The sequence below is a fragment of the Chryseolinea soli genome (assembly GCF_003589925.1).
Lineage (GTDB): Bacteria > Bacteroidota > Bacteroidia > Cytophagales > Cyclobacteriaceae > Chryseolinea > Chryseolinea soli.
The window spans coordinates 2,178,406-2,191,786 of sequence record NZ_CP032382.1 but is presented as its reverse complement, the minus strand read 5'-3'; the positions used below and the strand labels follow the sequence as shown (position 1 = coordinate 2,191,786).

Annotated in this window: 12 protein-coding genes; 6 read left to right on the top strand and 6 right to left on the bottom strand. The window is 51.9% G+C overall.

Annotation, left to right across the window (positions count from 1 at the left end; translation table 11 throughout):
* Positions 1-4: 4 nt before the first annotated feature.
* From D4L85_RS09520 to D4L85_RS09500, 5 genes are all read right to left on the bottom strand, one after another.
* A complete protein-coding gene (locus D4L85_RS09520; protein ID WP_119754102.1) occupies positions 5-757 on the bottom strand; it encodes a hypothetical protein in 753 nt (250 codons plus the stop codon).
* A gap of 101 nt (positions 758-858) precedes the next feature.
* Positions 859-1,593, bottom strand: a complete 735-nt coding sequence (locus tag D4L85_RS09515; RefSeq protein WP_119754101.1) for a hypothetical protein — start codon at positions 1,591-1,593, stop codon at positions 859-861.
* 68 nt (positions 1,594-1,661) lie between these two features.
* The gene (locus D4L85_RS09510) at positions 1,662-3,374 is read right to left on the bottom strand and encodes an ABC transporter ATP-binding protein (protein WP_119758721.1); all 1,713 of its coding nucleotides are present in this window, start codon (positions 3,372-3,374) and stop codon (positions 1,662-1,664) included.
* 68 nt (positions 3,375-3,442) lie between these two features.
* The gene (gene truA / locus D4L85_RS09505; protein WP_119754100.1) at positions 3,443-4,198 is read right to left on the bottom strand and encodes a tRNA pseudouridine(38-40) synthase TruA; all 756 of its coding nucleotides are present in this window, start codon (positions 4,196-4,198) and stop codon (positions 3,443-3,445) included.
* Between the two features lie 85 nt (positions 4,199-4,283).
* On the bottom strand, positions 4,284-5,486 hold the full coding sequence (locus D4L85_RS09500) for a thiolase family protein (RefSeq protein WP_119754099.1): 1,203 nt from the start codon (positions 5,484-5,486) through the stop codon (positions 4,284-4,286).
* 88 nt (positions 5,487-5,574) lie between these two features.
* Between D4L85_RS09500 and D4L85_RS09495 the strand changes: the two genes are divergently transcribed.
* The 6 genes from D4L85_RS09495 to D4L85_RS09470 all read left to right on the top strand — a co-directional run bounded on the left by D4L85_RS09495 (position 5,575) and on the right by D4L85_RS09470 (position 11,016).
* Positions 5,575-6,027 carry a DUF4293 domain-containing protein gene (locus D4L85_RS09495; RefSeq protein WP_119754098.1) on the top strand — a complete coding sequence of 151 codons (453 nt, stop codon included), beginning with the start codon at positions 5,575-5,577 and terminating at the stop codon, positions 6,025-6,027.
* Between the two features lie 114 nt (positions 6,028-6,141).
* Entirely contained in the window at positions 6,142-8,049 is a 1,908-nt protein-coding gene (htpG, locus tag D4L85_RS09490) for a molecular chaperone HtpG (RefSeq protein WP_119754097.1), read from the top strand.
* A 103-nt stretch (positions 8,050-8,152) separates the two neighbouring features.
* Complete coding sequence (locus tag D4L85_RS09485) at positions 8,153-8,983, top strand: toxin-antitoxin system YwqK family antitoxin (protein ID WP_228450834.1); 831 nt, start codon at positions 8,153-8,155, stop codon at positions 8,981-8,983.
* An 88-nt stretch (positions 8,984-9,071) separates the two neighbouring features.
* Positions 9,072-9,584: an endonuclease V gene (locus D4L85_RS09480; RefSeq protein WP_228450833.1), complete on the top strand. Its 513-nt coding sequence runs from the start codon at positions 9,072-9,074 to the stop codon at positions 9,582-9,584.
* A gap of 84 nt (positions 9,585-9,668) precedes the next feature.
* Positions 9,669-10,622, top strand: coding sequence for a pyridoxal-phosphate dependent enzyme (locus D4L85_RS09475; RefSeq protein WP_119754096.1), 954 nt, complete (start codon positions 9,669-9,671; stop codon positions 10,620-10,622).
* A gap of 1 nt (position 10,623) precedes the next feature.
* On the top strand, positions 10,624-11,016 hold the full coding sequence (locus D4L85_RS09470; protein WP_119754095.1) for a hypothetical protein: 393 nt from the start codon (positions 10,624-10,626) through the stop codon (positions 11,014-11,016).
* 33 nt (positions 11,017-11,049) lie between these two features.
* Here D4L85_RS09470 and D4L85_RS09465 read toward each other — a convergent pair whose 3' ends face one another.
* Positions 11,050-13,278 (bottom strand): M1 family metallopeptidase, encoded by a 2,229-nt coding sequence (locus tag D4L85_RS09465; RefSeq protein WP_119754094.1) that lies wholly within the window; start codon positions 13,276-13,278, stop codon positions 11,050-11,052.
* Positions 13,279-13,381: the final 103 nt, after the last annotated feature.

Below are 13,381 nucleotides of genomic sequence, written 5' to 3'. Positions count from 1 at the left end.
GCTTTTATTTTTTGTCGAAGTCTTCCGGCAATGTCTTTTCAAAAGATTTCATTTTTTGCGCAGAAATTTTGTTCGTTACCTTATAGTTGTCGCGGTAAAGAAACTGGATCATAATGGGGTATCCATATTTCTGATTTTGATTCACCAACGTACCGTTTTCAAAATTGTAAATATTGAACGTCCAATAGCTGTGATTCTCATAATGATCCAACGTCATGGTGACGATCTCGAAATTGTTGTCGGTGTTAAAATCTCGCTCGGGCCCGCCCATTTTGTCGAAGAAAGAGATTTTGTGAAAACTGCCGTCGGTTTTTTGAAAAAAATAGATCACCCGCACGTTCAAGCTAGCGATGCCGTTGCCCATGTAGGGAATCACCAACTTTATATCGTCTAGTGAATCCCCATTTATATCGGCGACACGCACCGGCTGATCTCTGACATTCGTACTGATGAAGAACATGGGCTCTTTTATCTTTTTAATTAGATTTTTATTTCTAAAGACCCGAATAAGAGCAGTGTCCATCCTGTCCCGAAAACCCGTGAGTTGGATCGTTACGGTATCGTGGTTGACGTAAAAATCGGGGATGGTTAGTGTGAAATGTATTTTTTGTTCTTTCTCTAGCCGATCGTATTCTTTCCAATTGTCAAACTCCTTGTACTGAATAGCGGGAAATTTTTCGAACGGGTATTGTGCCTGGAGTACGTCGCAGAATAACAGTAAGACAAACATCAAAAAAAGTGCACGTGAATCGTTCATGGCAATTCAGAACGTAAAGAACCGGGAATGTAAATCAAACGACTACAAAATGACTGTCGTATAGAGGATTCTAAAAATCACAGAACCAAAAGGGCTACCCGCTAAAAAACATACCTCAACCCAACACCCCCCTCAGCCCTTCTCCACCCAGGGTCCGCCAGCACGTCGGCAAAATATTCCAGCTCCATGAACGCTGAAATGGGGATCTTGAAATAAGCATACTCAATGCCGACCACTGCCTGAGGCCCCATCGTAAATCGCGTCTCCGTGAAACGTCCGAATTTATCGGGTGAGAAAACATCGGCTTTGTAGGTGTAGTCGTATTGCAGTTTGGTGTTTTTCCACTCCCAGCCGGCGCCAACATAGAACTGCAAGCCCTGCGACACCCGGGAGGCATCGAAATGGTAGAGGAATTTTACTTCGCCGATAAGATCGGCGAGCACTTTGTGGGTGTAGTACTCAATGGTGGCCTCTTTGTTGGAAAAAGTGTCGCGCACAGCGTACTGGTCGAACTTCTCACGGAAATAGCGGTTGTAGAGCCCGCTGGAGGCCTTCCCAAGGTCGACGGCCACGGCAACCCTTTTATTGAAGTAATATTTATAGGTGATGGCGAAAGGGTCGCCAAGCTTGATGCCGATGCCCTGGTAGGGATATTTGCTGGTGATGAAGATGGGGCAGATCGTTTTGGCCTTCGCACCTTTCACTTTGTTTGCGGCGCCATAGCGCTCGCGGGTGTACATGCTTTTGCCGCCATTGTAGATACGGGCCTTTTGCGCATAGGTAGCGATCGCGCAAAGGCAAAATGACAGAATGAAAAACGTTTTCTGAAAATGCATTCAGGACAAATATAAACGTTTTGTCCTTCAGTGCCGGCCTTCAAACGTTAATTGCGCCGATGCCAGCTTCAAACAAACTCCTTATACTGCATCCTGTGGAGCTGGGCATAATAACCCTCCTGTAAAAGCAGGTCCTCGTGACGCCCGATTTCCTTGATTTCGCCATGGTCGAGCACAATAATTTTGTCGGCCTTCTGGATCGTGGAAAGGCGGTGGGCAATGACAATGGAGGTGCGGTCTTTCATCATTTTACCGATGGCCTGCTGGATCATTTCCTCCGTTTCGCTGTCGACGGATGAGGTGGCTTCGTCCAGGATCAGGATCCGTGGATCATAGACCATGGCGCGGATAAACGAAATCAACTGCCGCTGCCCCACACTGAGCGTAGAGCCGCGTTCCATGACGTTATATCCCAGTTTTCCGGGCAAGCGGTCGATGAATTTGCGGGCGCCCACCAGGTCGGCGGCGTGCCAAACCATATCCTCCGTCACTTCGGGATGATCGAGGGTGATGTTATTAAAAATGGTATCGGAGAAAAGGAACACATCCTGCAACACCACACCGATGTTTTTGCGGAGCGATCCCAGCTCATATGCTTTGATGTCGATGCCATCCACCTGGATGGAGCCGCGGTTGATCTCGTAGAACCGGTTCAGCAAATTGATGATCGAGGATTTTCCAGCCCCGGTTGCCCCCACGATGGCCACGGTTTCGCCGGGTTGGATGTCGAGGTTGATGTCTTTTAAAACGTAGTTGGCCTCGTTATAGGCAAACCACACGTGCTCGAATCTCACGGCGCCCTGGATCTGCGTGGGTTTGATCTCACCATTTTCCTGCACATGCTCGGTGGCATCCAACAGGTTCATGATGCGCGACGAACTCACGATCCCCATTTGCAGCGTGTTGTAGCGGTCGGCAATCATCCGGATGGGGCGGAAGAACATCTGGATGTACATGATAAACGCCACGAGCTTGCCGGTGGTGAGCCCGGTCTGTTCAAAATTAATGATGCCCTTTGCGCCATACCACACCAACAAACCGATGCCGGCGGCGGCAATGATCTCGGCCACGGGATAGTAAATCGAATAATACAGCACCGAACGGAGGTTGGCCTGTTTATGCTCTTCGTTGATCTCCTTGAATTTTTCGAACTCGATCTTTTCGCTGCCAAAGATCTGGACGACGTTCATGCCCGTGATGTGTTCCTGTACGAAGGTGTTGAGATTGGCCACCGCGTTGCGCACATCATTGAATGCCACTTTGATTTTTTCTTTGAATACGTACGTGCTGATCAGCAACAGCGGTATGGTCGACAAGCTGAGCAGGGCCAGACGCCAGTCCTGGTAGAACATGAATCCCAGGATGAAAACGATCTGCAGCAAGTCACCCACCATGGCAGCGAGACCTTCACTGAAAACATCGGCGAGCGTTTCCACATCCGAGATGGTACGAGTGACGAGCCGGCCGATGGGGGTCTTATCAAAGAAGGTGAGGCGCAGACTGATGATGTGTTCGTAGAGCTTGGCGCGAATGTCGCGGATGACCTGTTGGCCAAGCCAGCCCGAAATATAGGTGTGGATGTATTGGGCGATGGATTGGAAAACGAGGAGACCCAGCAGGATCCACATCATGTTCACCATGCCGGCATAGTCGCCATTGGCAACATCGTTGTCGAGCGTATATTGAATGAGGAAGGGCCGTGTGGGCGCGAGTACGCCGAGCACCACGGTGAGGACGATCACAACAACAAACCGCCAGCGGTACGGGGTTACAAATTTCATCAGGCGCGAGAGCACCGACCAGTCGATGATATTGCCGCTACTTACTTTTTCTTTCTCCACGGGTGGCGTTAAGATTCTTTTACAAAAACCGAAGGCGGATATTTTACCTTCGACAGATACAAACCATACGGAGGAACATTGGCCCCGGCCTTTTTACGATCGCGGCTCTGGATGATGGCCTGAAATTCCTTCAGCGACGTTTTGCCAGTACCTACGTCCAGCAATGTGCCGACGACGGCACGGACCATTCCCCGGAGGAAGCGGTTGGCCGTGATGGTAAACTCCAGCAAATCTCCTTCTTCGCGCCAGGCTGCTTTTTTAATGTCGCAAAGAAAGTGATTTACATCCGTTTTTACTTTGCTGAAACATTCAAAATCGTGCTCGCCCAGTAATAACGCAGCCGCGCTGTTCATGGTTTGAACATCGGCGGTCTTAAAATAATGCCAGGCCAGACCTTCCTTGAACGGGTTTTTTTTACGGGTGATCCGGTAGTGGTAGGTACGCTCCACCGCATCGTAGCGCGCGCTGGCGTCGTCTTTTACCCGGCGGACAGATGGGATGGCCACATCCCTGGGGAGGAAAGAGTTGAGTTTTTGCAGCAGCGTGGGGTGGTCAAAGGGGAGTTTTTCGAGGTCGCAGTGAAAAAATTGCTGTTCACAGTGCACGCCGGTATCGGTTCTGCCGCTTCCTACAATCCGGATGGGGGTGCGGAGGAGTTTGGAAAGCGCGTCTTCCACCACGGTCTGGATGCCGGTGGCGTTGGCTTGGCTTTGCCAGCCGGCGTAGTTTTTACCGTTGTAGGCGATTTCAAAGAAGTAGCGCATGTGTAGAAAATACAGAGGACGCAAAGATAACGCAAAGGTCTTGTCTTTCTTTGCGCCTGACTTTGCGCCATTGCGCCATTGCGGTTTAACTTTTGATGTTCTCGTAAATCACGGCCGCCCCCTGCCCCACTCCAATGCACATGGTGGCAATTCCATACCGAACCGCCCGCTTCCGCATCTCATGAAGCAGCGTAGCACTAATACGCACCCCGCTGCAACCCAACGGATGCCCCAACGCAATGGCGCCACCATTCACATTGACCTTCTCCGGATCGATCTCCAGATCGCCGATACACGCCAACGACTGTGAAGCAAAAGCTTCATTCAATTCCACTAATCCAATGTCTTTTATAGAAAGCCCGGCACGTTTCAATGCTTTCTGCACGGCCGGCACAGGTCCCACCCCCATGTAGGCCGGGTCCACACCCGCGACAGCCATGGAAACAACCCTTGCCATAGGCGCCAAGTGAAGACGCTTCACGGTAGCTTCGCTTGCCACCAGACAAGCCGCGGCCCCGTCGTTTATGCCCGATGAATTTCCGGCGGTCACTGTTCCGCCATCCTTGAAGGCGGGTTTCAGCGTTGCCAGTTTTTGCGCCGTGGTGAGACGCGGATGTTCGTCTTTTTCGAAAAGAAAAAATTCGTCTTTTGATTTCTGAATGGTCACGCCGACCAATTCATCTTTGAACTTTCCGTTCTCGTGGGCGGCAGCGTATTTCTTTTGGGATTGAAAGGCAAATTCATCCTGTGCTTCGCGGCTGATCTTCCAGGTGGCCGCCACATTTTCGGCGGTCTCACCCATGGAATAGGGGTAGTAGAGTGCGGCCAGTTGGTCGTTTAAAAAACGCCACCCCAGCGTGGTGTCGAACATTTCGGGTTTGCGTGCAAAGGCTTCCCCCGGTTTGGCCATCACATAGGGAGCGCGGCTCATGCTTTCCACACCTCCGGCGATGAAGAGCTCCCCGTCGCCCGCCAACGCAGCGCGGCCGGCATCCATGATGGCCTGGAGGCCGGACGCACAGAGACGATTCACCGTGACGCCTCCCACTTCGACGGGCAGGCCAGCCAACAGCAGGGCCATGCGCGCCACGTTCCGGTTGTCTTCACCGGCCTGGTTGGCCGCACCGAAGATCACATCTTCAATTTGTTTGGGATCGATGGCCGGGTTGCGCTCCAGCAGTTTGCGGATGACATGGGCCGCCAGGTCGTCGGGACGCACGGACGCCAACGTCCCGGCATACTTGCCGATGGGTGTACGGAGGATGTCAATGATGTAGGCGGAGGTCATTTTCTGAATTGCGTGATCGCTAAATTTTTCCGGGCGATTTACACCGCGAATTTTATTTACTTTGCCCCCAAGTTAAAGTAACGCACCTATGTGGCAAAGAATTCAAACGGTATTTCTGGCTATCGCCGTCCTCGCACTGCTCTCCAGCACGGTCTTTCCGATCTGGATGATCGAACAAAACGGGGAACTTCATGTGCTCACGGCGTTCTATTATCTGAAAGGTGGTGTCTATCAATACAGTCCCTATTCGCTCACGGCCGTGCTGGCGGTGGCGTCGGCCACGGTGGCGTTTATCGAGATCACAAAATTCAAGAACCGGCTCACGCAAATGAAGCTGGGTGCCCTGAACTCCCTGTTCATGGCGGCCACCATTATCTCGTCGGTTTATTTTGCTACGGACCTCATCAAAGCCCTGGAGGCAGGGGGCCGCTATGGGTTGGGGATGTGGTTGCCAGGCCTGGCCGTGATCTGCAACCTGGTCGCCAATTACTTTATCCGGAAGGACGAGCGGCTGGTACGCGACTCAGAACGGCTGCGGTAGGCTGACAACCTGTCACGCCTGCGCGCTGGAACAAATTTTGTCATCCCTGTCGACCACAGGGATTTTTTATTATTTATCGATCACGAATATCCTATAACCGAAAAAACTGAACATATGGCAGCCGTAACCGAAGAAAAAGGCACGATCTCGATCCACACCGAGAACATCTTCCCCATCATCAAGAAATTTCTTTACTCCGACCACGAGATCTTCCTCCGGGAGCTCGTCAGCAACGCCGTTGACGCCACCCAAAAGCTGAAGAAGCTTGCTTCCCTCGGGGAGTTCACCGGCGAACTGGGCGACCTCAAGATCGAGGTGAGCTTTGACAAAGAGAAAAAGACCATCACCGTGAGCGACAAAGGCCTCGGAATGACGGGCGAAGAGATCAAAAAATATATCAACCAGATTGCCTTCTCCGGCGCCGCCGAATTTGTGGAGAAGTTCAAGGACAAGACCGACGCCAAAGACATTATCGGCAAGTTCGGTCTGGGCTTTTATTCCGCCTTCATGGTGGCCGACCAGGTAGAGATCATCTCCCGTTCGTTCAAAGCCGAAGAAAATGAAGCTGCCCGTTGGATCTGCGATGGCTCCACGGAGTTCGAGCTTTCCGCCGCTACTAAAGCCGAGCGTGGAACGGACGTGATCCTCCACATCAACGCAGACTCCGAAGAATTTTTGGACGAATGGAAACTGAAAGGCATCCTCGACAAATATTGCAAGTTCCTTCCCGTCGAGATCAAATTCGGCACCACGCAGGAACAGGAAGAAGATGGCGTAGACGCAGAGGGCAAGCCTAAATATCAAAGTATTACCGTAGACCGGATCATCAACAATCCCGCGCCGTTGTGGGTGAAATCTCCCAGCGAACTGAAGGATGAAGACTATCTCGCGTTTTACAAAGAGTTGTATCCGTTCTCGGAAGATCCGTTGTTCTGGATCCACCTGAACGTGGACTATCCATTCAGCCTCACGGGCGTGCTTTACTTTCCCAAAGTGAAGAACGACTTCGAGATGCAAAAAAATAAGATCCAGCTCTACTCACGCCAGGTGTTCATCACCGACGAAGTGAAGGACGTCGTGCCCGATTTCCTCATGATGCTCCACGGCGTGTTAGATTCGCCCGACATCCCGCTGAACGTATCGCGCAGCTATCTGCAAAGCGATGCCAACGTGAAGAAGATCAGCCAGCACATCACCAAAAAAGTAGCCGACAAGCTTTCGGAATTGTATAAGAAAGACCGCAAGGATTTCGAGAAGAAGTGGGACGACATCAACATCTTTGTGAAGTATGGCATCATCAGCGACGAAAAGTTCTATGATCGCGCCAAAGACTTCACCTTATTGAAAAATGTGGATCGTCAATATTTCACGTTTGAAGAATACAAGGAAAAAGTAAGTGCCACGCAAACCGACAAAGACGGCAACGTGATCTATGTCTACGCTTCCGATCCCGGCAAGCAAGACAGCTTCATCCAGGCCGCCAAGGCAAAAGCCTATGACGTGTTGCTGCTGGACGGCGTGCTCGACAACCACTTCATCAACACACTGGAACAAAAGCTGGAGAAAGTACAGATCAAGCGCGTGGACAGCGAGACGGCCGACAAGCTGATCGACAAAGACGAGAAAATGGAAAGCGTGCTGAGCGCCGACGAGCAGCAAGCCGTGAAGACCGTGTTTGAAAAAGCCATCAACAGCAAGACCATGACCGTGGCCGTGGAGTCGCTCTCGCCGCAGGATCTGCCCGTGGTGATCACCATGAGCGAGTTCATGCGCCGCATGAAAGACATGGCCAAACTGGGTGGCGGCGGTGGCTATGCGTTTATGGGCAACATGCCCGACAACTATAACGTGGCGGTGAATGCCAATCACCCCATCGTACAGAAAATATTGAAAGCCGGAAGCGAGGAAGACAAAAACAGGTTGGCCAAACAAGCCTACGACCTGGCCCTGCTTTCGCAAAACATGCTCACGGGCGCCGACCTCACGAACTTTATCCGCCGCAGTGTGGAAATGGTTTCGTAAAAATCGGCGAGCGCGCCAGCATTCAAACCCTCCGGATTTCTAAAAGCCCGGAGGGTTTGTTATTTTTACAATATCAACTAAAGCCGGTACGTTAAGTTTTTCTATGCATTTCCTTCGGAAAATATCGTTCCTGATCCTGCCGGTCCTACCCCTCGTGAGCTGGGCCCAGGACGAGCCTCAAGAACCGCAAGAGCAGCGTTTCACCATCGACACGCCCGCGAGCCTGGATTTCCAAAAGGAAGAAGAACCCGTTAACACCACCAAAAAGAAAAAGCCGAAGAAGAAGGTTTTCTACGGCATCAAAACCAAAAAAGGCTTCACCCGCAAGGGCGTGGGCGATCGCATTACCTACGAGCTTTTTTATTACCTGAAAAAATCCGAAAAACCGCAGACGTTCGTGCGCGACATCTTCTGGTATGACTATACACGGCGCGAGATCAGAAAAACCTCCACCTTCGATCCCACCAAAGGCGTGCTGCTCCACGGCCCTTATGAAAAACGCGTGGGCGAAACGGTGGTAGAGAAGGGAATTTTCTACAAAGGCACCCGCCATGGCCGCTGGATGCGCTACAACAGTCGCGACAGCACGCTGCTGGACAAAGACAAATATTATCACGGCTGGCCCAAAGAATCGCTGGTGAGCTACTATGACCCGACGGAACGCAAACGCATGAAAGAAATGACACCGATCGAATTCGGTGAAAAGGAAGGCTTCTACTATTTCTTCCACGAAAACGGTCAACTGGCCGTGCAGGGCGAATATCAATGGGACGAAAAGGTGGGCGACTGGACGGAGTTCTACTCCAATGGCAAGCGCAAAAAGATCATCGCCTATCCCAAAGAACCGTTCGATGAGTCGATGCAGCCCTATGTGAAGGCCGAGTGGAACGACAAGGGCAAAGAGATCTACCGGAACAATAAGATGGCCAAATAATACCTTCAAAAAATATTCACTTCACAAAAGAGCTGCTTTTTCAGGCAGCTTTTTTGTTTCCATGGTTGAGACGAATAAATTACCGGCCATGTTTTCCGGTCTGAAGCTCGCCATCGATGTTCACTATCGCGACGACCACGCCAAAGCGGTCGGCTTGTTGTTTCAGGATTGGGCTGATGATGTCCCGCTCGATATCAAGTCAGTAACCGTTAACGCCGTGTCGCCTTACGAGCCGGGAAGTTTTTATAAACGTGAGCTACCCTGCATTCTCGCGTTGCTGGCCTTGTTCGATACGACTACGATCGACACCCTCATTGTCGACGGCTATGTTTATCTTGACGACGACGGCAAACCTGGGTTGGGCGCGCATCTGCACGAAGCGCTCGGCCAAAAAATAGCGGTGGTGGGTGTGGCCAAAACTTCTTTTCACGGCAACTCGCGTCATGTGGTAACCGTTACACGTCAAAGCAAGAACCCCCTGTTCGTCAGTGCCGTTGGCACGCGTGTGGAAGTTGCGTCCGAAAATGTTCGCCGCATGCATGGCCCTTACCGGATGCCGACGCTTCTGAAAATGCTGGATCAGGAAACGCGCAAGGACTGATGCGGTCGCAGCGATCCCGGCTTCAGAAAATCTTCCTTTAGGAAAACATCATTTTTACATACTTTGCTATCCGAACCGTTCTTTATGTCGATCCCTAATCAGCAAACCATTCAACAAGCGCATACGCGCATTACGCCCTACATTCACCGCACACCCGTGATGACCTCTGCGGGTATTGACGAACAGGCGGGGTGCCCGCTTTATTTCAAGTGCGAAAACTTTCAAAAAATTGGCGCCTTTAAAGCGCGCGGGGCGATGAACGCCGTGTTGTCGCTTTCAGAATCGGCTCGTGCCAAAGGTGTGGCCACGCATTCGTCGGGCAACCACGCTCAGGCGATTGCACGGGCGGCGAAGATCATGGGTGTGAAGTCGTACATCGTGATGCCGCGCACCGCTCCCGAGGTAAAGAAACGCGGCGTGCGGGGATTCGACGGCGAGATCTTTGAATGCGAGCCCACGTTGGCTGCGCGCGAGTCGACCCTGGCCGATGTGATCCGGAAGACCGGCGCCACCGAAATACATCCTTTCAACAACTACGACGTGATTGCCGGCCAGGCTACTGCGGCAAAGGAATTGTTTGAAGAAGCAAAAGATCTCGACGTGATCATTGCCCCCGTCGGCGGCGGTGGATTGCTGAGCGGCACTGCACTGGCCACAAAATATTTTTCGCCGGGCACGCAGGTCTTCGCTGCAGAACCGGCGGGTGCCGACGATGCCTTCCGCTCGATGCAAAGCGGAAAGATCGAACCCTCCCAATCCGACTCCATCGCCGATGGCTTGCTCACTTCGCTGGGCGATAAAACATTCCCCATCATCCGCGAGTTGGTGAAGGAAGTGATCACGGTTACCGATGCTGAAATTGTTTCTGCCATGCGACTCATTTGGGAACGAATGAAGATCGTGGTGGAGCCCTCGTGCGCCGTGCCCCTGGCGGCCGTGTTGAAGTCGAAAGAAAAATTCAAGGGCAAGCGGGTAGGCATCATCCTCTCCGGTGGAAACGTGGACCTGGGTCGCGCCTTGAAGTTAATGACCGAATAAAATGAAACTTCGCTACACGCCTTTTGAACATCGCCACCATCCGTTGTTGCCGTTGCGGGAGTTCTTTATGCGCCAGGCACACTACGGTTTGTTCACGGCCCTGCTCATCTCTGTGTCGCTTGGCATCGGCATGGTGGGGTATCACTTCTGCAACGATTTGAACTGGATCGATTCATTGGTCAATGCCTCGATGATCCTCACCGGCATGGGGCCGGTCGATCCATTAAAAAATGATCTGGCGAAATTGTGGGCATCGTTTTATGCCCTCTTCAGCGGCGTGGCGTTTCTGACCATTGCAGCCGTTTTCCTGTCACCCATCGTCCATCGTTTTCTGCACAAATTCAATCTGGACGAATCCGATAAACCTCAAAAAAAAACCACCCCCTCGCGGTGATGGCTTTTACTCCTGTAAACAAAAAGTCTTTCGCTATTTCGCCATAAAGCGGTCGAAGCGCGATGCCGTTTCTCTTTTGGGGAAGGTGTTGTTGCTGGTTTCCACATCGGCCAACTCGGCGTTGGGATCCACCACGATGTTGACCACCTCTTTGTCTTTGATGAACACTTTGGTGACTTCATTTTCATTCGTGCGCCAGATCTCGGCGGGGATCCGTTCGATCTCTTTGGAACCATCTTTGTACGTCCACTCGATCACCAACGGTGTGACCAGGCCGCCGATATTTTTAAAGCGGAGCTGGTAAATGTTTTTGCCTTGCAGTTTTTGGCGGACGGCATTGTCGTCGGGATGGCTTCTGAATTCGCCATTGAGTTTCTCGGCCGTGTTGGTCAGCGTGAGCGGCTCCGGGCCTTGGCTGAAGTCGGCAGGTTTGCCGTCTTTGGTGGCCAGGTCGCCTTTCTTCGCCTTTACTTCTTTTCTTTCGGGATCGGCTTTCTCGGTGTTCAGGGTATACCACTTCACTTCGGCCAGGTCGACGTCTACATTGTCGGTCGAATAAAACCATCCGCGCCAGAACCAGTCGAGGTCAACGGCGGAGGCATCTTCCAACGTCCGGAAAAAGTCGGCCGGTTTAGGATGCTTGAAGGCCCAGCGCTGCGCGTATTCTTTGAAGGCCTTGTCGAAGAGCTCAGGTCCCATCACCGTCTCGCGCAAGATCGTCAGCGCAGCCGAAGGTTTGGTGTAGGCATTGGGGCCAAACTCGGACCGGCGGATGTTGTCGGAGGTGGTCATGATGGGGCGCATCTGGCTTTTGTCGCCGCGCATGAAGGGCACGATGCCTTTGGGGGTGCCATGCGTGGCAAACAGGTCCGGATAGCGGACGCGGATCGTTTCTTTTTCGAGAAACGTATTCAAGCCTTCGTCCATCCAAGACCATTGTCTTTCGTCGGAGTTCACGATCATGGGGAAGAAATTATGTCCCACCTCGTGCACCACCACCGACACCAGGTCGGTCAGGGTTTGTTTTGAGTATTCGCCTTTTTTGTTCGGGCGCTCGCCATTGAAACAGATCATCGGGTACTCCATGCCTTGCTGCGCCGTGTGTACGGAGTAGGCTACCGGATACGGATAGTCAAACGTGCGCGAAGAATAAAGCTCCAGGGCGTTGCGAATGGCTTGCGTGGATTCTTTTTCCCACAGCGGATTGCCTTCTTTCGGATAAAGCGATTGCGCCAGCGGGGTGTTGTTTCCAACTTTCACCGCCTGGGCATCCCAGATGAATTTGCGCGAACTCGCAAAGGCAAAGTCACGCACGTTCTCGGCGTGAAATTCCCACGTGCTTTTCTTTGTTGATTTGGTTTTTTCTTTTTGCGTGGCCTCCTCCTGTGTCACGATGAAAACAGGTTTGTCGAATGTTTTCTTGGCGCGGTCAAAACGTTCGACCTGTTCTTTGGTCAATACGTCTTTCGGATTTTGAAGCACCCCGGTAGCCCCCACGATATGATCGGAAGGCACGGTGATCTTTACTTTATAATTTCCAAACACAAGGGCAAACTCGCCTTGTCCCAGGAATTGCTTGTTTTGCCAGCCTTGGTAATCGTCGTACACGCACATGCGGGGGAACCATTGCGCGCAGGTGTAGACGTAGTTGTCGTCGTCGGGAAAATATTCGTATCCACCGCGACCGTCAAATACCTGGTGATTGTATTCGTTGTAGGTCCAAGCCACGGCGAACGTAAATTTTTCGCCCGTCTTCAACGGTGAGGGCAGGTCCACGCGCATCATCGTGTTGTTGATGGTGTGTGGAAGCTCTTTCCCGGAGGCATCTTTCACATATTGGATGGTGTATCCGCCCACGTAGTCCGATACCACCACTCCCGAGGCCTTTGTGAAAAAGCTTGCGGGGATCGAATCTTTCACAACGCCGGTGTGCGTCTCGGAGGTCATGTTCTTTGGCGCGAAAATATTCTGATCCAGTTGCAGCCAGAGAAAATTCAGCGCGTCGGGTGAATTGTTATAGTAGGTGATGGTTTCGGATCCTGTCAGCTTTTGTGTACGGTCGTCCAGTTCTACCTGTATCGTGTAGTCGGCGCGCTGCTGCCAATAATTTTGACCGGGAGCACCCGAAGCCGTGCGGTAGCTGTTGGGCGTGGGGAGCATTTCCCCCAGTTGTTCAAATTTTCCTTTCCATCCCTGCTGTGCTTGTGCCGACACCTGCGACACCATGCCAAGGGTAAGTATGCATGCCAATATTCGCTTCATCACATTCCTTTCTTTTGGTACTCTCCGTTCTATTAAAATTCAAAGCGCGCCGGAAAGTTCCGGCACGCTGTACTTCATTTGTGAACGCCACGCCCGGCGAACA

Bases quoted from the DNA above. Each gene is read 5' to 3' on its own strand.
- D4L85_RS09485 (WP_228450834.1), top strand. From the start codon at position 8,153: ATGCATTTCCTTCGGAAAATATCGTTCCTGATCCTGCCGGTCCTACCC.
- D4L85_RS09500 (WP_119754099.1), bottom strand. From the start codon at position 5,486: ATGACCTCCGCCTACATCATTGACATCCTCCGTACACCCATCGGCAAG.
- D4L85_RS09480 (WP_228450833.1), top strand. From the start codon at position 9,072: ATGTTTTCCGGTCTGAAGCTCGCCATCGATGTTCACTATCGCGACGAC.
- htpG (WP_119754097.1), top strand. From the start codon at position 6,142: ATGGCAGCCGTAACCGAAGAAAAAGGCACGATCTCGATCCACACCGAG.
- D4L85_RS09510 (WP_119758721.1), bottom strand. From the start codon at position 3,374: ATGAAATTTGTAACCCCGTACCGCTGGCGGTTTGTTGTTGTGATCGTC.
- truA (WP_119754100.1), bottom strand. From the start codon at position 4,198: ATGCGCTACTTCTTTGAAATCGCCTACAACGGTAAAAACTACGCCGGC.
- D4L85_RS09520 (WP_119754102.1), bottom strand. From the start codon at position 757: ATGAACGATTCACGTGCACTTTTTTTGATGTTTGTCTTACTGTTATTC.
- D4L85_RS09475 (WP_119754096.1), top strand. From the start codon at position 9,669: ATGTCGATCCCTAATCAGCAAACCATTCAACAAGCGCATACGCGCATT.
- D4L85_RS09465 (WP_119754094.1), bottom strand. From the start codon at position 13,278: ATGAAGCGAATATTGGCATGCATACTTACCCTTGGCATGGTGTCGCAG.
- D4L85_RS09515 (WP_119754101.1), bottom strand. From the start codon at position 1,593: ATGCATTTTCAGAAAACGTTTTTCATTCTGTCATTTTGCCTTTGCGCG.
- D4L85_RS09470 (WP_119754095.1), top strand. From the start codon at position 10,624: ATGAAACTTCGCTACACGCCTTTTGAACATCGCCACCATCCGTTGTTG.
- D4L85_RS09495 (WP_119754098.1), top strand. From the start codon at position 5,575: ATGTGGCAAAGAATTCAAACGGTATTTCTGGCTATCGCCGTCCTCGCA.